This is a genomic window from Catenuloplanes nepalensis (assembly GCF_030811575.1).
Lineage (GTDB): Bacteria > Actinomycetota > Actinomycetes > Mycobacteriales > Micromonosporaceae > Catenuloplanes > Catenuloplanes nepalensis.
The window spans coordinates 6,695,539-6,714,577 of the sequence record NZ_JAUSRA010000001.1; the positions used below are offsets into that span (position 1 = coordinate 6,695,539).

Consider the following 19,039-nt stretch of genomic DNA (forward strand, 5'->3'; position numbering starts at 1 on the left):
TCATCCCTTGATGCCGGAGAGTGCGATGCCCCGGGTGAAGTGCTTCTGGAACGCCAGGAAGAAGATCACCGTCGGCAGCGACGTCAACAGCGATGCTGCCATGATCACGGCCATGTTGTTGGGATTGAACGCGTTCGACGCGTTCAGCCGGGAGAGCGCGACCGGCACGTTCGCCATCGTGTCGTCCTGCACGATGATCAGCGGCCAGAGGAAGTTGTTCCACTCGGCCAGCACCACCAGGATCGCCATCGCGGCCAGCGCCGGGCGCATCAGCGGCATCACCACGCGCCACCAGATCCGGAACTCGCCGGCGCCGTCCACCCGGGCCGCGTGCACCAGGTCGTCCGGGATCGAGCGCATGTACTGGACCAGGAAGAACACCACGAACGCCTTGGCCAGCGCGGGCACGATGTAGCCCTGGTAGCTGTTGAGCCACTCCAGGTTGCGCACGATCAGGTAGTTCGGCACCAGCGTGACCTGCCAGGGGATCATCATGGACGCGACCACGACCACGAAGATCGCCCGGCGGCCGGGCAGGTCCATCTTGGTCAGCGCGTACGCGGCCAGCGCCGCGATCAGCAGCGACAGCACCGTGATCGTGGCGGCGACGAACAGGCTGTTCCCCATGAACCGCAGGAATCCGCCGGGTACGTCCGGGTAGCGCTGGAACAGCCCGGCGACGGTCTGGTCCGCGCGCACGCCCGGGTCGTAGGACGGCTCGTAGAACGCGTCCAGCGTCGGGTCGCCCGGGACGAAGCTCGGCGGGTTCCTCGTCAGCTCCGGCACCGGCTTGAACGCGGCCGCGGCCATCCAGTAGAACGGCACCAGCATGGTCAGCGCGGCCAGGTAGAGCGGCAGTCGCAGCAGCCGTCCCATAGGTCACCACTCCCTCAGCGCACGGGTGACCCGCAGCTGGATCATGCTGATCACGAAGATGATCAGGAAGAGCGTCCAGGCGATCGCGGACGCGTAGCCGAGCTGGAACCGGGTGAAGCCCAGGTCGTAGAGGTACGGCACCAGCATCAGGCCGCCGTCCTGCACGCCGCCGACGCTGCTCACCCCGCGGAACACGATGTAGACGGCCTCGAACACCTGGAACGCGCCGATCAGACCGGTGATCACGACGTAGGTGGTGACCGGTTTGAGCTGCGGCAGCGTGATGTGGCGGAACTGCTGCCAGTCGGTCGCGCCGTCCAGCCGGGCGGCCTCGTAGAGCTCGTCCGGGATCGCGTTCAGCCCGGAGACGAAGATGACCATGCCGTACCCGCAGCCGCCCCAGACCGCCATGATCACCAGCAGCGGGACGGTCCAGCGCGGCGTGGACAGCCAGGAGACCGGGTCCGCGCCGAACCAGGACAGCACCGTGTTGGCCAGCCCGAAACGCTCGCCGGAGAAGATCCAGCGCCAGATCAGCATGACCGCGATGGTCGACGTGACGGACGGCAGGAAGAAGATCGTGCGCAGCACCCGGTCGCGCCACGACGTGCCGCGGAAGGCCACGGCCAGGGCGAGCGACGCGACCGTGGAGAGCGTGACCGTGCAGGTCACGTAGATCAGCGAGTTGACGAGCGCGGTGCGGAAGCGTGGATCCTCGAACCAGAGCCGCCGGAAGTTGTCCAGGCCGGTCCAGGACGGCGGCGTCACGCCGTTGAAGTCGGTGAACGCGAAGTACAGCGCGTTGAGCAGCGGCCAGATCAGAAAACCCAGGAAAAGCCCGGCAAAGGGCAGGAGCATGACATATCCGGGTACGGCACGGCGCCAGCGTGCTCGTTTCGCTGTGGTTTGTCGTGGTGTGACAGGCGGCTTCTCGGTCAGCACGGCCGTCATGACGTCCCTCCTCGTTTCCGGACGGGCCGCCGGGCCTCGTGAGCCCGGCGGCCCGGGACGTCAGCCGAGGTTGCCCTGCATGACCGCGGCGGCCTCGGCCAGCGCGGTCCTCGGGTCGGCGTTGTCGTTGACCACGGCCTGCAGCCGCCTGCTGACCTCGGAGCCGCTGGTCTCCCAGCCCTTGCAGTTGGGCGGGCCGGTCACCGAGTTGAGCGTGGTCTGCAGCGTCTGCTTCAGGTTGTCGCTCGCGTTCGCCTTGGCCAGCAGCTCCGGGCGCGGCGAGATGTAGAGCTCGCCGCCGCGGGTGAAGACCTCACGCTGCAGGATCTCCACCGCCTCGTCCGTGTAGAGCCACTTCACGAACTCGGCCGCGGCCCGCGGGTGCTTCGTGTACGACATGGCGCCGACGATCTTGCCGCCGACGAACGAGCCGGCGCCGGCCGGACCGGTGGGCAGCGCGGCGGTCTGCCACTTGCCCCTCAGCTCCGGCTGGCCCGAGTCGAAGCCGCCCGCCAGGTAGGACGCGCCGATCGCCATCGCGTACTCCCCCTTGGCCAGGCCGGCGCCGACGTCCACGGTCGCCTTCGGCACGCCGTACCTCCGGTACTGGTCGGCCCAGGTGGTGGTGGCCAGCACCGCCTGCTCCGAGTTGATCGTCACCTGGGTGCAGTCCTCGGAGTAGAGCGAGCCACCGGCCTGCTTCAGGTAGTTGAACCAGGGCAGCCACTCGAACGTGCCCCACTCCTCGACCAGCGGCGTCGCCACGCCGGAGGCCTTCAGCCTGTCGACCGCGGTGAACAGCTCGGCCCAGGTCGCGGGCGGGGCGCTCACGCCGGCCTTCTGCAACAGGTCGGGGCGGTAGTAGAACACGTACAGCGTCATGTCCATCGGGATGCCGTAGACCGCGCCGCCGGGCGAGGTGATCGAGTTCCACAGCTCGGGGCGGGTCTGCTGCTTCGCCTGGCCCAGGTCGAACCCGTTCAGGTCGACCATGCCGCCGAGCTCGCCGAACTCGATGCCCCAGGAGAGGCCGCCGGAGATGATGTCCGGCCCGCTGCGCGAGGTGGCGGCGGTCAGCACCTTGGCGTGGCCGTCGTCCCAGGCGATCGCCTGGACCCTGATCGTGACGTTCGGGTGGAGCTCCTTGTAGCGGTCCGCCGCGACCTGCACCGCGGCGGCCTGCTCGTCGCTGCCGGTGTTCCAGAACAGCAGCTCGGCCGGGCCTTCCGCGTCCTCCTGCGGTGCCGTGCTCGTGCCGGTGGTGGTGCAGCCGGCGGCGAGGAGCATCGCCGCGGCCACCGCCGCCAGTGATCGTCTATGCATCGCGGTGCCTCCGATCGATCGGGCTGGTATCGATGGGGGTGATGAGCCATCTCCGACCTGGCCGGTGCGGCCGGCCGACATGCATCAGCCGGCCCGGTGCCCGGGTCGAAAAGGCTCAACTGAAACGAGTAAGCGACGCCACCGTATTGAACGCAGCGATAGTCGTCAATGCTCGCTGTTGGTTCGCATTGACGAACGTGCGCTTAACCGGGCAAGCTCAGCAGCCGTGAAGCGACCCACCATCGCGGACATCGCGCGCCGGGCCGGCGTCTCCAAGGGCGCGGTGTCGTACGCGCTGAACGGCCAGCCCGGCGTCTCCGACGCCACCCGGCGACGGATCATGGCCATCGCGGACGAGATCGGGTTCAGCCCGAGCAGCGCGGCCCGTGCGCTCTCCGGCGCCAGCGCCCGCGCGGTCGGGCTGGCGCTCTGCCGGCCGGCCCGCACGCTCGGCATCGAGCCGTTCTTCATGGAGCTGATCAGCGGCGTCGAGGCCGAGCTGTCCGCCCGGTCGTTCGCGCTCACGCTCCAGGTGGTGGCCGACCCGGACGCGGAGATCGCGGTCTACCGGCGCTGGTGGGGCGAGCGGCGGGTGGACGGCGTGCTGCTCTGCGACCTGCGCGCGGACGACCGGCGGATCCCGGTCCTGGAGCAGCTGCAACTGCCCGCGGTGGTGATCGGCGGGCCGGACGGGACCGGCGCGCTGCCCGGCGTCTGGTCCGACGAGGCCGCCGCGCTCGCCGAGACCGTGGAATATCTCGTCGCGCTCGGCCACCGGCGCGTCGCCCGGGTCGGCGGCCTGCCCGAGTTGCAGCACACCCGCGTGCGCACGGACGCGTTCCGGTCGGTCTGCGCGCGCCTCGGTCTCTCGTCCTCCGACACCGTGACGTCCGACTACACCGGCGAGGACGGCGCCCGCGCCACCCGGCGGCTGCTCAGCGCGGCACGGCGGCCGACCGCGGTGATCTACGACAACGACGTGATGGCGATCGCCGGGCTCTCCGTCGCCCAGGAGATGGGCCTGACCGTGCCCGGTGACGTGTCCGTCGTGGCCTGGGACGACTCCCCGCTCTGCCGGCTCGTCCGCCCGCCGCTGACGGCACTGAGCAGGGACATTCCGGAGTACGGCGGGCAGGCGGCCCGGCTGCTGCTGGACGCGGTGTCCGGCGTGCGGGTCGCGGGGGTGCGGACCGGCACCGCGCACCTGACGCCGCGCGGAAGTACGGCACCGCCGCGCAACCCCTGAGGGCGTTCCCAGCGTGGATCTCGGTCCTTACGATGACCGGATGGGTTCGCACAACTGGGATGGGCCCGGGGATCCGGCCTCCGCCGACCGCTCCTGGCCGGAGGGCGAGGCCACGCAGGAGAACCGGCCGCGGCGTCGCGGCCCGTTCCCGCCCCGGATCATGCCCAAGTTCGGCGGGGCGCCGCCCACGGGCTCGCCCGTCGTGGCGCCGCCGCCGGTGTCCGGCGCGGGCACGCACCCGCACGGCCACAGCCACACGGCCGGGGTGCCGCGGGGGTTCATCGTGCTGGCCGCGCTGATCGCGATCATCCTGCTCGGCATCTGCGCGGCCGGCGTGCTGCTGGACGAGGGCGCCGACGGCCCGGTCGCGGCGGACGGGCCGGCCGGCCGGGTCGAGGGCGGCGGTGGCGGGCTGATCGGGCGGGAGAACCTCGACCAGGTCGCCGCGGCCGGGGAGCTGCTGCGCGAGCGGCCCTACCAGGTCAGCTTCGAGTTCCGGCGGGCCACGTCGCTGATCCGGACCGACGAGCCCACGCCGGTGCCGGTGGCGACGCTCACCTGGCGCGGCGAGTTGCGCAGCACCGGCGGCACCGAGCCGTCCTGGGACGCCCGAACCCAGGTCACCGCGTACGGCGCGGACGGCGCGGAGCTGGGCGTGGTGGACAGCCTCACGGTCGTCGACACCGGCGGCGTGCGGTACCTGAACTCCGCGTCGCACTCGGCGTCGCAGGCTCCCGCCGGCCGGCCGTGGACGGCCGCGACCGGGGCGGACCGGGGCACGTACTGCTGGCCGGCCGGCACGTTCCGGCGGGCCGACGGCGGGGTCACGGCGATCCCGCTGCCGGTGGCGGACCCGGTGGAGTACCTGGACGTGGAGTCCGCCTCGGTCACCACCGAGCCGCTGCCCGAGAACGCGACGCGATACCTGCTCGCCGAGGGCCTCACCGCCGGTGACCGGCTCGCCGCCGCGATCCACGCGCTGGCCACGGCCACCGGCGTGGACCTGCCGGAGTACTCGCTGGCGGTCACGGTCGCGGCGGACGCCACGCTGGCCGCGGTCGAGCTGACCGGCACCGGCACCGCGGACGGCACCACGCTCTCCATGATCGTCCACTCCCCCGGCACCGACGTCGTCATCACCCCACCCCCAGCCGGCCAGATCTCCGGCTGACCCTGCCTCCGGCTGACCCGCCTCCGGGCCGGCACGGCACCTCCGTGATCGGGCGTCCCCCAAGTCGTTGGAACGACTTGGGGGACGCCCGATCACGGAGGCTTTTTCAGCGCGGCGACCTCACGCCGCGTTGCCGCAGGCCAGCGCCGTCGGCGCACAGCGCGCTGAATAGCCCTCACGGGTTTCGGGTTTCGGGTTTCGGGTTTCGGGTTTCGGGTTTCGGGTTTCGCAACCGCCCACCCAACGTGCAGGGAGGCCGCCCGCGGCCGACCGGTGCCCGCGGGAGCATGCGGACTGCACCACGCCGGAAGTGGGAAAGCGAATTTCATGCTCTTGATCTGGTCTATGAACCGGCTCTTGATCTGGCTTATGAACCGGCTCTTGATCTGGCTTATGAACCGGCTCTTGATCTGGCTTATGAACCGGTTGGTGACGGAGTGGCCGAGCCCGACGGGGACTGCACGTCCGCCGGGGAGGATTCGGGGGTGGGTGCGGCTGGGATCGTGTCGCCGACCAGGTGGCGTTCCAGCGTGACCTGGGACTGGCCGGTGCCGCCGACCCGGATGTCGTCGTAGGCCTGGAGCGACTTGGTCTCGTCGAAGTAGAGGACCGACATCGCGAGCGGGACCGGCTCGTCGGACTCCAGGCCGCGCAGGCCCGCACCGCCGCTGGAGCCCTGGGTCATCAGCAGCGTGGACGCGCCCGGCTCCAGTTCGCGCACCTCGCGGTTGTGGGTGTGGCCGGCCAGCACGATCGGGGCGTCGCCGGCGAGCGGGCCGGCCATCTTCGGGTCGTGGACCAGCGCGATCTGCACCGGGCGGCCGGCGGCCTCGATCGTGGCGTCCAGCCGGGCGCCGGTGGCGGCGAGCCGGGCCTGCTCCTCCTCGGTCGTGTCCCGGCCGGCGGTCTCCTTGTCCGGCGTGAAGCGGGGGTCGCCGATGCCGGCGATGGTCAGGCCGGCCACGTCCGCGATCTGGTTGTCCAGCACCACCGCGTTCTCCTGCCCGGCGACCGCGGCCTGCGTCGGTGAGGAGTCGTGGTTGCCGCGGATGTAGACGTACGGCACGTCGAGCAGGCCGATCGAGGCGACGTAGGACGCCTCCGGCTCGCTGCCCCAGTCCGTGATGTCGCCGGTGTCGATCACCGCGTCGATCCGGTACTGCTCCACGATCGTGCGGATCACCGGCCACGCGGCCGGGTTCAGGTGCAGGTCGGAGACGTGCAGGATGCGGGTGGTGCCCTCCTGCGGCTCGTAGACCGGCAGCGTGGAGACCGTGGCGTAGATCCGGCTGACGTTGCCGACCAGGCGTTGCAGCTGCTCCGCGTACTTGTTGTAGTCGCTGGCGATCTTCTGCACGTCGCCGATCAGCGCGGGCGCGTTGACGAGCAGGCCCTCGTACCGCGGTTCCTCGATCGACTGCGGGCGGATGGTGAGCGCGCCGACGCCGGCCGAGCCGAGCACCAGCGCGAGCGCGGTGAGCCCGGACGCGGCGACCGGGCGCGCCCGGCGGTAGATCAGCGCGGCCAGGACCATCGCGGCCAGCATCGACACCGCGGCCGCACGGAAGCCCAGCCGCATCAGGCCGCGCTGGATGTCGCCGACCACGGACTGGGTGGCGCGCGTGATGCCGGTCGGGTCGTCGATCAGCGCCTCGACGCGGCTCTGGTCCAGCTCACCGAGCTCGACCGTGAGCCGGGACGGACCCTGGTGCGTATCCAGCACCAGCGAGCCGAGCGGCGGGATGTTCACCTTCGTATCGCCGGTCAGCGACGGCCCGACGGACAGCTGCGCGCGGAACGGCCCGATGTCCGCGTTCACCCGGCCCGCCAGCAGCAGTCCGAGCGCGACGCCGGTGACCGCGACGCCCAGGATCGCGAGGACCCGGCCGGCGCGGCGGGCGAACGGCCGGCGGAGGACACGTCCCATGGAACGCAGGCGTGAACGCGCCGCCGGTGTGGTGTCGTCTCCGGCGGCGGTCGCGGGCTGATTCTCCTGGCCGTCCATGTGCAGATTCTCGCCTGCCCGCTACCGGCCGGGGTGAAACCTGGGTGTGGATCTTCTGACGTCCGATCTTTCCGACGCCACCGCGTCGGATCGTTCCGGTGCCGGCGGCGTCAGATCTTTCCGGCGCCGCCGCCGCTGAACACGAGCCGGATGATCCGGTCGTCGTCCGCGGCCGGTGTGCCTCGCCCGTCCGTGTTCGACGTGCTGATCCAGACCGAACCGTCCGGCGCCGCGACCGCGGTGCGCAGCCGACCGAACTGACCGGCCAGCGCCTCGGACGGGCTGCCGAAGACGGTGCCCTGCTCGGTCGTCTCGACCAGCCACAGCCGCTGGCCCTTCAGGCAGGCCGCGACCAGCGTGCGCTCCACCATCGCCAGCCCGGAGCAGGACGCCTCGTCGGTCGGCCAGGTGACCAGCGGCGCCGTGAACTTCGGGTCCGGCGACGGGGGCGCGCCCTCCACGGCCGGCCAGCCGTAGTTCTTCCCCGGCTCGATCACGTTCAGCTCGTCGAACGTGTCCTGGCCGAACTCCGTCGCATACAGCCGCTTGCCCGCGTCCCAGGCCAGCCCCTGCACGTTGCGGTGGCCGAGCGACCAGACCGGCGACGCCGCGTCCGGGTTGCCCTCGGCCGGTTCGCCGTCCCGGGTGATCCGCAAAATCTTGCCGCCGAGAGTCTTCGGGTCCTGCGCGAGGTCACCGTCGGAGCCGTCGCCGGTGCTCACGTAGAGGAACCCGTCCGGCCCGAACTCGACCCGGCCTCCGTTGTGCACGTCGCTGCGCGGAATCCCGGTCAGGATCGGCTTCGGCGCGACCTTCGGCAGGTCCTGGGTGCTCTGGTCCTCCGTCAGGGTGAAGCTTCCGACGCGGTTGTCGTCCGGCGTCGTGTAGTAGACGAAGACCGTGCTGTCGGCCTTGAACTCCGGCGACACCGCGATGCCGAGCAGGCCGCCCTCGCCACCCGGCTCGACCGCGTCGCTGAGGTCCGCGATCGCGCGCACCCGCGGCCCGGTCCGGTCCGACTCCGGCCCCACCTTCAGCAGCCGGCCCGTGTCGCGCTCGGTGACCAGCGCACCGCCGTCCGGCAGGAACGCGATCCCCCACGGCACGTCCAGCCCGCGGGCCAGCACGGTCACCGCCGCGTCACCGCTCGATCCCGCACCGCCCGGCGTGGCGCTGCCGCTCGGCGCCGGGAACCGCGGCGGCGACCCGGCCTCCTCCTCGCTCGGCGGCCCGAACGAGCACGCGGTGAGCAGCGGGAACGCCAGCACCCCGGCGAGCAGCGCACGGGTGGCCGGTCGACGGCGGGCTCGGATCACGCGGTCCAGAGTAACCACGCTCCCTGAGCGATCCCGGTGAGCCGGATAGGGTCGATGCCGTGAAGATCTGGATTCCGCACGAGCACGGCGCCGGGCTGATGGGCGACCTGCCATCGGGTACGACCGTGGAGGTGCTGCCCGGCGCGGACGCACCGATGCCGTCCGCGCCGGACGGCGTGCGCTTCTGGGTGCCGCCGTTCCTGGCCCGCGACGACGTCGCCACGCTCGCCGCTCGCCTCCCCGACCTGGAGGTCGTGCAACTGCTCAGCGCGGGCGCCGAGGTCTGGACCGGCCAGCTCCCCGCGCACGTGACGCTCTGCGACGCCCGCGGCGTCCACGACTCGTCCACCGCGGAGTGGGCGATGACCGCGATCCTCTCCCACGTGCGCGGCTTTCCCGCGTTCGGCCGGGCCCAGGCCGCGCGCGAGTGGTCCTACACCCCCACCGACGAGCTCGCCGGCAAGCGCGTGCTGATCGTCGGCGCCGGCTCGATCGGCACCGCCCTCGCCGCCCGCCTCCACCCCTTCGAGGTGACGGTCACGCTGGTCGCCCGCCGCGCCCGCCCGGACGAGCAGGTGCATGCCGTCGACGCGCTCCCGGCACTGCTCCCGCACGCCGACATCGTGGTGCTGATCCTGCCGCTCACCGACACCACCCGCGGCCTCGCCGACGCCGCCTTCCTCGGGGCGATGCCCGACGGCGCGCTCCTGGTCAACGCCGCGCGCGGCGCCATCGTCGACACCGAGGCCCTGCTCACCGAGGTCTCCTCCGGCCGTCTCTCGGCCGCCCTCGACGTCACCGACCCCGAGCCCCTGCCCGCCGACCACCCCCTCTGGACCCTCCCGAACGTCCTCATCACCCCGCACGTCGCCGGCTCCGTCCCGGGTCACCACCGCCGTGCCTACGCCCTCGCCGGCACCCAACTCCACCGCTTCGCCACCGGCATCCCCCTGGAGAACGTGGTCACCGACGGGTATTGATGCTTCGGCATCAGATTTATTTCCCTTGTTCGTCCGGCAGCTGGGCGGGTCGGCGTGCTGTTACTCGGGCGAATGCCGAAACATCACCTAAATGCGACGGGGCTCCGCGCCTTGGCGCACGGGCGCGTTGTGGGCTGCGGCCAGGGTTCGGTTCCGAGTTCCGGATGCTTGTTCAGCGGCCGCGTCGCCGCAGGCCAGCGCTTTCAGCGGGGCGAGCCGACGCCGCGTCGCCGCAGGCCAGCGCTGTCGGCAGGTTGAGCCGACGCCGCGTCGCCGCAGGCCAGTGCTGTCGGCGCGTAACGTGCTGAACAAGCCTCACAGCCTCTCGACGGTCACGTGAGATCGCGCGCCCGATATTTCCGCATAAGGCGCCGCGACCAGCCGGCCGATGCCGTCGAATGTACGTGGGCGCCCTCTACGAGGGCTTATTAGGGCTCCCACGTACATTCGACCGATGATCGATCACAAAGGCTCGATCATAGAGGCTTATTCAGCGCAGCGAACCGGCACCGCGTTGCCGCAGGCCGCGCAGTCTGACGAGGGCGGCGCTGAATAAGCCTCATAACTGCCGAGCGACATCCAGTGACGGTTTAGGTATTCACATCCATGCGCGCCACAGACCGCCGTCCGGCTGCCCGTCTGCCGACAGCTGTCTGCCGTCTGCTTGTCAGCCCCCCGTAGGGTGCAGATCTTCGGCAGGGCCCGCCACCAGCGGCGAAACCACAGCCGAGACGAGGACGGCGCCGGCCGGAGACCAAGGCTGGCGGACCTGCCGAGGATCTGCTCGGCTTCGTCTGGTCGGCGGCGGACAGCGCGGCCAGGCACACGAGACGCAATCCCACCACCACGCGAACAGGCCGGGTCGACGCAACCGGCAGCAAGACGGAAAGCAGGCCCTCCCCGGAGCTTGGGGGCCCGCCGGAGGCGCCTTGAACCGCAGCTCTCAGCCCAGTGCCGTCAATAACACGAATATCGGGCGTGCAGCGCCCGATTCGCTTTCCCCGGACCACCACCGCACGATCCGCTACCCGCTACCCGCTACCCGCGAGCCGCAACCGCCGATGCACCACCGCCCGATTGCCGCCTCCCGCGGCGCCGGGACCGCGATGGCGCGGCCGGGCCTCGCCATCGTGGGAGTCGCGTGGGTTTCGGTAACCACGCCGGAACCGGCTCCGCCGCGGCGGCCGGAGCGGAGCGCTAGCGGAGTCGCAGGCCTCCGCGCGGTTTGCCCGCGGGAGCATGCCCGGAGTGGGCACGCCGGAAGCGGGAATATGAACGTCGCCTTTGATCCGCAGCCCTTGATCTCCCCGACCACCGCACCGCATCACACCCGGCGCTCACCACCGACTGGCCGGAAAGATCTGACTCCGACGGCACCGGAACAATCCGACGCCGACGGCAGACGTGGGGTCCGGGGCTCGGCCCGGGAAAAACACAGCGCCCGCGGGAGTATGCCGGGAGTGGGCACGCCGGAAGCGGGAAACGGATGTCGCCTTGGTTCAGTTCCTGAGTTCCTTGATGATCTGCTCCGCGATCGACGGGACCAGGCGGAATTCGGTGTGGCCGACGCAGCCGACGTTGGTGTTCTGTGCGCCGTCGAGCAGCGCGCTCGCGTAGGGGACCACGATCAGATCGCACTTCGAGTAGAAGGTGCGATAGGCGACGTCGCCCGGCGTCTCGTCGCCGGCGTTCAGCGCGCGGAGGAACGCGGACCCGGGCAGCATCTCCCGGCACGATGCGTCGAAACGGCAGATCGTCAGGACGCGCGTCCCGTGATGAGGTCCGGCCAGCGAGACCAGATCGTCGACGACCTCGGCCCCGCCCAGATCGCGCACGTAGTAACGCGCGATGACCGCGCCCATGGAGTGGCCGACCAGGTCGACCTTCACGCCGCCGTGGTCCTCGCGGACCTTCTCGACGTAGTCGGCGAGGCGGGCCGCGGTGGTGACGTTGGACTGGCGGTAGTGGTAGCCGAACGTGTGGACGTCGCCGCTGGCGTAGCCGGCCGCCTTCAGGCGAGTGACCAGCGGATCCCAGGTGGCGGTGGAGCTGTTGTAGCCGTGGATCAGGATGACCGGGCTGGTCGTCGCGGCCTGCGCGGGGGCGGCGGGGACGACGGCGAGGGCCGCGGTGAGTGCGGCGAGGAGCAGGCGGCGCATGCCTCGGACGATAGGACCACCGCGCCCGATTTATGGGCTATTTCGGAATTTCGTCTTCGGTAGCGAGTGTTTGCTCGCCGGCCTTGAGCAGTTGCGGGATCGCGCGTGCGGGGACGCCGGTCAAGCGGATCACGGTGCCGTCGGTGAGCAGCGCGAACACCCGGTTGCGGCCGCTCGGTGCGATCTCGGCGACCTCCGGCCACGCTATCCGCCGGGAGCCGAGCAGCGCGCGGACGCGCAGGCCGCGCGGGCCGGCGTCGGTGCCGGAGCGGACCGCCCAGACCAGGACGGCCAGCGGGATCAGGCCGATGGTGAGCAGCCACGGGTTCTCGGCGGCGACCGGCACCGAGCTGACCGTCGCGATCGCGGCCGCGACCGCGATCGGGCCGGCCTGACGGTATCGGATCACCGTGGACTTTCCGCTGCTCACCACCGCATCCTCCCACCGGCGTCACCCGCCCGTGGACCGCGGGTGCACCGAATTGTCGGAGGGGCGGGGCATACTGACCGCCGAACGGTCATGAGCAGGACTTACCCGGCCTGGGAGATCGAGGTATCGACATGACACGACTGGTGGCGATCGGCACGGAGAAGGGGTTGTTCCTCGCGACCCACGACGGCGGCGGGTGGGACGTGAGCCCGCTGCACTTCACGGTGAAATCGGTGTACGCGGTCGCGATCGACACGCGCGGCGGCACGCCACGGATCCTGGTCGGCGCGTCCAGCGCGCACTGGGGGCCGAGCGTGGCGATCAGTTCCGACCTCGGCAAGACCTGGGAGGAGCCGGACGATCCGGCCATCGTCTTCCCGGAGGACACCGGCGCCGCGCTGGAGCGGGTGTGGCAGTTGGCCCCGGGGCCGGCCGACCGGCCGGAGATCGTCTACGCGGGTACGGAGCCGTCCGCCCTGTTCCGCTCGGAGGACGGTGGGCGCTCGTTCTCGCTGGTCCGCGGCTTGTGGGAGCACCCGCACCGGCCGACCTGGGAGCCGGGCGGCGGCGGTCAGGCGATCCACACGATCCTGCCCGACCCGCGCGACGACGGGCGCATGGTGGTGGCGATGTCCACCGGCGGCGTCTACCGGACGGCGGACGGCGGCGAGAGCTGGACGCCCGGCAACGCCGGCATCAAGGCCGTGCACGTGCCGGACCCCTTCCCGGAGTACGGGCAGTGCGTCCACAAGGTGGCGCGCGACAACGTCGACCCGGACCGGTTCTACGCGCAGGTCCACCACGGCGTCTACCGGTCCGACGACGGCGCCGCGAGCTGGACCTCGATCGCGGAGCCGCTGCCGGGCGACTTCGGCTTCCCGATCGTGGCGCACCCGTCGAAGCCGGGCACGATCTACAACTTCCCGATGATCGCCGACATGGATCGTTACCCGGCCGATCATCGGTGCCGCGTCTACCGGTCCACCGACGCGGGGAAGTCGTGGGAGCCGCTGTCCGAAGGGCTGCCGGCCGAGCCGTTCTACCCGTCCGTGCTGCGCGACGCGATGTGCGTGGACGCGGGCGAGCCGGCCGGTGTCTACTTCGGCTCCAAGTCCGGCGAGGTCTTCGCCAGCCTGGACGAGGGTGACTCGTGGACGCGGGTCGCGGCGCACCTGCCGGCCGTGCTCTGCGTGCGGGCGGCGGCGATCTGATGGGCGCGGTGATCCTGCTGCCCGGCGTGCTCCGCCCCGAGGCGGCCGACGCGTCACGGCTGGAGGTGGCCGCGCCCGGCACGGTCCGCGACGTGCTGGCCGAGGTCGCCGAGCGGTGGCCGCGGCTGGCCAAGCGGCTGCGCGACGAGCGGGGCGATCTCCGGAGGTACGTCAATCTCTACGTCGACGGCGAGGAGTGCCGACGGGTGAAAGGTCTCGATACACCGGTGCCGGACGGAGCGGAAATTCAGATCATTCCGTCCGTCGCGGGCGGGTGACGCGCGCCGGCCTGCGCGTACCCGGTAGGTTGAGGGCCGGCCCGGCTACTGTGCCGTAACTCACCGAGGCAACAATCGTTGCTGATGGATAGGTGCGGCCGTGCCGTGGTGCGGCGGATCCACCCTTTCGCGTTCCCTCGGCGACAGGACCACCCCGGTGCCCACGTCCATCGTTCTGCCCGCGGCCGGCGCGCTGCTCCTCGCCGCCGGTCTCGCGGGTCTGCTCGGCGTGCCCGGACTGCCCGTTCAATGGGCGGCCTGCGGCGCAATCGTGCTGGTCACCGCGCAGGCGGCCGGCGCGCTGATCCGCCGGGCGCTGCAGATCCACGCGGCCACCCGCACCTTCGGGCCGTGCCGCGGCGCCGGGCTGCTCGGCATGGGCGCGGTCACGGCCGGGTGCACCGTGCTCGGCGTGCTGCTCACCCCGCCCGGCGTGCGCGAACACGTCGCGCTGGGCGGGCTGGTCGCGTCCGCGCTGGTGTACCTGTCCGGGATCATGCTGCTGCCGGGGGCGGCCACCACCGTCCCGGCCCGGTTGCGGCGGGCGATCGACGGCGCGGGCGTCGGCACCAGCCTCGCGTTCGCGGCATACCTGATACCCGGCGACGAGCCGATGCCGCCGGCCGCGCTCGCCGCCACGCTGCTGGCCGCAGCCTCGCTCTCGGTCATAGTGATCACTACGCTGCGTGTCACGACATACCGGCCGGCGGCCTGGCTCTGCGGCATCGGCGCGGTCGCGGCGATCCTCGGGCTCAGCGGGATCGTGCACTACGCGTACGAGGGGAACCCGCTCGGGCTGCTCAGCTCCACGATCTTCGTGGCGGCCGGGCCGCTGGTCGCTGCGGACGGGGCACGGCGCACCTCGCACGGCCCCACGCCCGCGCCGGCCGGCACACCGGAGTCCGTGCTCAGCGGCTATCCGGTGCTCGCGGTGCCGATGCTGATCGCGCTCGGCAGCGCGATCTACCACCTGCTCGCCGGTCACGAGTTCGACACCCGGGCCGTCCTGCTCGGACTGTCGATCATCCCATGCGTGGTGCTCCGCGAGATCCTGGCCGTGGTCGACATCCGGCGGTACAGTCGGCGGCTCGCCGCCCAGGAGGCCCAGTTCCGGTCGCTGGTCTCCGGCGCGAACGATCTCACGCTGATGCTCGGCAGCGACCTGGTCGTGCGCTGGCAGTCGCCGGCCGCGGCCCGGCTGTTCGGGCTCTCCGACGCGGAGGTGGTCGGCCGCTCGTTCGCCGGGCTGCTGCACCCCGACGACCAGGCCGACGTGGTGAGCGCGCTCCGCGAGGTGCTCGAGGACCCCCCGGCGGAGCGACCGCCGCTGGTCACGGCGCGACTGCGCGACGGGTACGGCGCCTGGCGCGACACCGAGTCCACGATCAGCGACCAGCGCGGCGTGCCGGAGGTGAACGCGCTGGTCGTGCACGTGCGCGACGTCGGCGACCGGGTGGCGTTGCAGCGGCAGTTGCACGAGGTGGCGTACACCGATCAGCTCACCGGCCTGCCGAACCGGCGCGAGATCATGCGGACGCTGGCCGCGCAGCGTGCGGTGCCCGGGCACACCGGCGCGCTGCTCGTCATCGAGCTGCTCGGCATCGCGGACATCAGCGACCAGCGCGGGCGGGAGACCGCGGACGCGCTGCTGGTCGAGGCCGGCCGACGGCTGCGGACGCTACTCACCCCGGACGACCTGCCGGGGCGGCTCGGCGGTGGCGAGTTCGCGGTGCTCAGCGTGCAGGGGCCGGTCCTGGCGTACGCGCTGGGCACCCGGCTGCTTACCGTGCTGACCGCGCCGTACCAGCTGCCCGGCACGATCATCGACCTGCACGTGAGCGTCGGCCTGGCCGAGGTGGGCTCGTCGTCGAGCAGCATCGACGAGGTGCTGAACCGGGCCGACCTGGCTCGCCGCCGCGCCCGCCAGCAGGGACCGGACCGGATCGAGTGGTACGACTCGTACCTGGAGGAGCAGCTCGTCCGGCGGATGGACGTCGAGCGGGAGATCGTCGGCGTGATCGAGCGCCGCGAGCTGGACCTGGTCTACCAGCCGATCCTGGCGCTCCCGGAACGCGTCACGGCCGGCGTCGAGGCGCTGGTGCGGTGGCGGAACCCGGCGCTCGGCACGGTCCACCCGGGCGAACTACTGCCGGTCGCGGAGGACCTGGGCGTGATGCCGGAGATCGGGACGTGGGTGCTCTCCACCGCGCTGCGCCAGCTCGCGGACTGGACGTCGGTGTACCCGGCGCTCACGCTCACCGTCAACGTGTCGCCGCGCGAGCTGGCGGTGCCGGACTTCGTGCACCGGGTGGCGGCGATGCTGAACGCGCACGGGATCGCGCCGGAGCGGCTGTGCATGGAGGTCGCGGAGGACCGCATCCCGGACGACATGCCCGCGGTGGTCACCCAGTTCGCGAAGCTGCGGGCGCTCGGGGTGCGGACCGCGATCGACGACTTCGGGGCCGGGCAGGCGTCGCTGGCGCAGCTTCGGCGGATGCCGGTCGACATGCTGAAGGTGGACGGGGAGCTGATCTCCCGCCCGGTCGATCCGGAGGCGGGCGGACAGCCGCTGATCGACGTGATCGTGGGGCTGGGCCGGCGGCTGGGGCTGGAGATCGTGGCGGAGCGGCTGGAGACGACGGAGCAGGTGCGCGAGGCGGTGCGGGCGGGGCTGGGGCGTGGGCAGGGGTTCCGGCTGTCCCGGCCGGCCCCGGCGGAGCGGGTCGAGGCGTTCCTGACGGAGCCGACGACGTTGTCCTGAGGGGGCGTGGGCCGCGCGGATCGCGGGCGGCTCCTGGATGCGGTGTGCGCGACAGCGCGGTTCACGAGCGTGCTCGCGAATATTTGAGCGTGGTGCGCGGGGGCACTGCGGTTCTTGAGCACGCTGTGCGGGAGGACGCTGCTCTTGAATCCGCTGCGCGCGGACACGCGGCTCGTCGTCGCGACGCGCAGGAACACGCGGTTCTCGAACCTGCTGAGCAGGGACAGGCGGCTCTTGAGAACCGCTGCGCGGGGACACGCGGCTCGCCAACGTGCCGCGCAGGAACACGCGGCTCTCGAACCTGCTGAGCAAGGACACGCGGCTCTTGAAAACCGCCGCGCGGGGACACGCGGCTCGCCAACGTGCCGCGCAGGAACCAGCGGCTCTCGAATCCACTGAGCAAGGACACGCGGCTTCCGAACCCGCGACGCTAGAACATGCGACTCCCGAAACTGTCGCGCAAGAGCACTCGGCCCTCGCACGCGCCGTGCGGACGCGGCTCCGACGTTCCGGGGCGAGAGCCCACGTTCCGGAGCGCGTATCGCAACAGCGCACGGGCACGGTTCGCGGTAGCCGAGAGCACGCGGCTCTCGGCTCGCTGGATGTGCGATCGGCGACTGACGGTCGACGTCGCGGGACGCGGGCGAACCTGCCGCCGATGCGGCGACATCGCAGCCGAGCGTCAGCGCGGTGTTCGGTCCGTACCTCGGGCGAGACCCGAGGTCATGGTTCGGCCCGGCCAGATGGGATCCGGCCGGGCCGTCATGTCGTCTCTGACCGTGAAAGCGTCAGCCCTGGGCGCCGAGGCGGGCGAGGATCAGCTCGCGGACGGTCTTGGCGTCGGCCTGGCCGCGGGTGGTCTTCATGACCGCGCCGACCAGCGCGCCCGCGGCCGCGACCTTGCCGTCGCGGATCTTGGCGGCGATGTCCGGGTTGGCGGCGATCGCCTCGTCGACGGCGGCGGTGAGCGCGCCGGTGTCGGAGACGACCTCCAGGCCACGGGCGGTCATGATCTCGCGCGGCGAGCCCTCGCCGGCGACGACGCCCTCCAGGACCGCGCGAGCGAGCTTGTCGTTGAGCTTGCCCTCGTCGACCAGCTGCTGCAGCTCCGCGACCTGCGCCGGGGTGGCGCCGACCGCGGAGAGGTCGAGGCTCTCCTCGTTCGCACGCCTGGCCAGCTCGCCGAGCCACCACTTGCGCGCGCCCGCGGCGGTCGCGCCGGCCGCGATCGTGGCTTCGATCAGCTCGACCGCGCCCGCGTTGACCACGGACTGCATGTCCAGGTCGGTCAGGCCCCATTCCTCCTGGAGCCGCTTGCGGTGCACCCGCGGCGGCTCGGGCAGCGCGGCCTTGAGCTCGGCGACCCAGGCGGCGTCCGGCGCCATGGGCACCAGGTCCGGCTCCGGGAAGTACCGGTAGTCGGTCGCCTCCTCCTTGGACCGGCCGGGACGGGTGTCGCCGGTGTCCTCCTGGAAGTGCCGGGTCTCCTGGAAGATCCGCTCGCCGCCGTCGAGCACGGACGCCTGCCGGATCATCTCGGCGCGCACGGCCCGCTCGACCGAGCGCAGCGAGTTCACGTTCTTGGTCTCGGTGCGCGTGCCCCACTCGGTCTCGCCCACGGGCGTGAGCGAGGTGTTGACGTCGCAGCGCATCGAGCCCTGCTCCATGCGCACGTCGGAGACGTTGAGCGAGCGGATCACGTCGCGCAGCTCGGTCACGTAGGCGCGCGCGACCAGCGGCGCCTTGGCCCCGGTGCCCGGGATGGGCTTGGTGACGATCTCGACGAGCGGGATGCCGGCCCGGTTGTAGTCCACCAGCGACTCGGTCGCGCCGTGGATGCGCCCGGTCGCGCCGCCGACGTGCAGCGTCTTGCCGGTGTCCTCCTCCAGGTGCACGCGCTCGATCTCGACGCGCACCATCTCGCCGTCCACCTCGACGTCGAGGTAGCCGTCGACGCACAGCGGCTCGTCGTACTGGCTGGTCTGGAAGTTCTTCGGCATGTCCGGGTAGAAGTAGTTCTTCCGGGCGAACCGGCACCAGTCGGCGATCGAGCAGTTGAGCGCGAGACCGATCCGGATGGTCGCCTCGATCGCGGCGCGGTTCGGCGCCGGCAGCGCGCCGGGCAGGCCGAGGCAGACCGGGCAGACCTGGGTGTTGGGCTCCGCGCCGAACTCGGTCGGGCACCCGCAGAACATCTTCGTGTTCGTCCCGAGCTCGACGTGCGTCTCCAGGCCGATCACCGGCTCGTAGCGCGCGACGACGTCGTCGTACGGCGGCAGCACGGTCGTGGTCATGAACTTTCTCCCGGATTCTTCAGGCTTCCGCGGCGATC

14 protein-coding genes are annotated in these 19,039 nt (G+C 71.6%); 6 read left to right on the top strand and 8 right to left on the bottom strand.

Annotated features, from left to right (window positions below; translation table 11 throughout):
• From J2S43_RS28765 to J2S43_RS28775, 3 genes are all read right to left on the bottom strand, one after another.
• Positions 1-876: a carbohydrate ABC transporter permease gene (locus J2S43_RS28765; protein ID WP_306834485.1), complete on the bottom strand. Its 876-nt coding sequence runs from the start codon at positions 874-876 to the stop codon at positions 1-3.
• A 3-nt stretch (positions 877-879) separates the two neighbouring features.
• Positions 880-1,734, bottom strand: coding sequence for a carbohydrate ABC transporter permease (locus J2S43_RS28770; protein ID WP_306834487.1), 855 nt, complete (start codon positions 1,732-1,734; stop codon positions 880-882).
• Between the two features lie 153 nt (positions 1,735-1,887).
• The gene (locus J2S43_RS28775; RefSeq protein WP_306834489.1) at positions 1,888-3,150 is read right to left on the bottom strand and encodes an extracellular solute-binding protein; all 1,263 of its coding nucleotides are present in this window, start codon (positions 3,148-3,150) and stop codon (positions 1,888-1,890) included.
• A 226-nt stretch (positions 3,151-3,376) separates the two neighbouring features.
• Between J2S43_RS28775 and J2S43_RS28780 the strand changes: the two genes are divergently transcribed.
• Positions 3,377-4,396: a LacI family DNA-binding transcriptional regulator gene (locus J2S43_RS28780; protein ID WP_306834491.1), complete on the top strand. Its 1,020-nt coding sequence runs from the start codon at positions 3,377-3,379 to the stop codon at positions 4,394-4,396.
• 40 nt (positions 4,397-4,436) lie between these two features.
• Complete coding sequence (locus tag J2S43_RS28785; protein ID WP_306834492.1) at positions 4,437-5,567, top strand: hypothetical protein; 1,131 nt, start codon at positions 4,437-4,439, stop codon at positions 5,565-5,567.
• A gap of 415 nt (positions 5,568-5,982) precedes the next feature.
• Here the strand turns inward: J2S43_RS28785 and J2S43_RS28790 are convergent, their stop codons facing one another.
• Both J2S43_RS28790 and J2S43_RS28795 read right to left on the bottom strand, forming a co-directional pair.
• Positions 5,983-7,572 (bottom strand): metallophosphoesterase, encoded by a 1,590-nt coding sequence (locus J2S43_RS28790; protein WP_370881666.1) that lies wholly within the window; start codon positions 7,570-7,572, stop codon positions 5,983-5,985.
• A 110-nt stretch (positions 7,573-7,682) separates the two neighbouring features.
• Positions 7,683-9,002 (bottom strand): PQQ-dependent sugar dehydrogenase, encoded by a 1,320-nt coding sequence (locus J2S43_RS28795; protein ID WP_370881667.1) that lies wholly within the window; start codon positions 9,000-9,002, stop codon positions 7,683-7,685.
• On the opposite strand from J2S43_RS28795, the gene J2S43_RS28800 reads away from it, so the two are divergent.
• Positions 8,948-9,868, top strand: coding sequence for a 2-hydroxyacid dehydrogenase (locus J2S43_RS28800; protein ID WP_306834494.1), 921 nt, complete (start codon positions 8,948-8,950; stop codon positions 9,866-9,868). The two genes, J2S43_RS28795 and J2S43_RS28800, sit on opposite strands and share 55 nt — an antisense overlap.
• 1,499 nt (positions 9,869-11,367) lie before the next feature.
• Here the strand turns inward: J2S43_RS28800 and J2S43_RS28805 are convergent.
• On the bottom strand, positions 11,368-12,027 hold the full coding sequence (locus tag J2S43_RS28805) for an esterase/lipase family protein (RefSeq protein WP_306834497.1): 660 nt from the start codon (positions 12,025-12,027) through the stop codon (positions 11,368-11,370).
• A 37-nt stretch (positions 12,028-12,064) separates the two neighbouring features.
• Positions 12,065-12,457: a PH domain-containing protein gene (locus J2S43_RS28810; protein WP_306834499.1), complete on the bottom strand. Its 393-nt coding sequence runs from the start codon at positions 12,455-12,457 to the stop codon at positions 12,065-12,067.
• Between the two features lie 131 nt (positions 12,458-12,588).
• On the opposite strand from J2S43_RS28810, the gene J2S43_RS28815 reads away from it, so the two are divergent.
• The 3 genes from J2S43_RS28815 (at position 12,589) to J2S43_RS28825 (ending at position 16,707) form a co-directional block, all read left to right on the top strand.
• Complete coding sequence (locus tag J2S43_RS28815; protein WP_306834501.1) at positions 12,589-13,668, top strand: WD40/YVTN/BNR-like repeat-containing protein; 1,080 nt, start codon at positions 12,589-12,591, stop codon at positions 13,666-13,668.
• Positions 13,668-13,946 carry a ubiquitin-like small modifier protein 1 gene (locus J2S43_RS28820; protein WP_306834503.1) on the top strand — a complete coding sequence of 93 codons (279 nt, stop codon included), beginning with the start codon at positions 13,668-13,670 and terminating at the stop codon, positions 13,944-13,946. Before J2S43_RS28815 ends, J2S43_RS28820 begins: the two co-directional genes overlap by 1 nt.
• 157 nt (positions 13,947-14,103) lie before the next feature.
• Complete coding sequence (locus J2S43_RS28825; protein WP_306834505.1) at positions 14,104-16,707, top strand: putative bifunctional diguanylate cyclase/phosphodiesterase; 2,604 nt, start codon at positions 14,104-14,106, stop codon at positions 16,705-16,707.
• 788 nt (positions 16,708-17,495) lie between these two features.
• On the opposite strand, the gene gatB is transcribed toward J2S43_RS28825, so the two are convergent.
• Positions 17,496-19,001, bottom strand: a complete 1,506-nt coding sequence (gene gatB / locus J2S43_RS28830) for an Asp-tRNA(Asn)/Glu-tRNA(Gln) amidotransferase subunit GatB (protein ID WP_306834507.1) — start codon at positions 18,999-19,001, stop codon at positions 17,496-17,498.
• Positions 19,002-19,039: the final 38 nt, after the last annotated feature.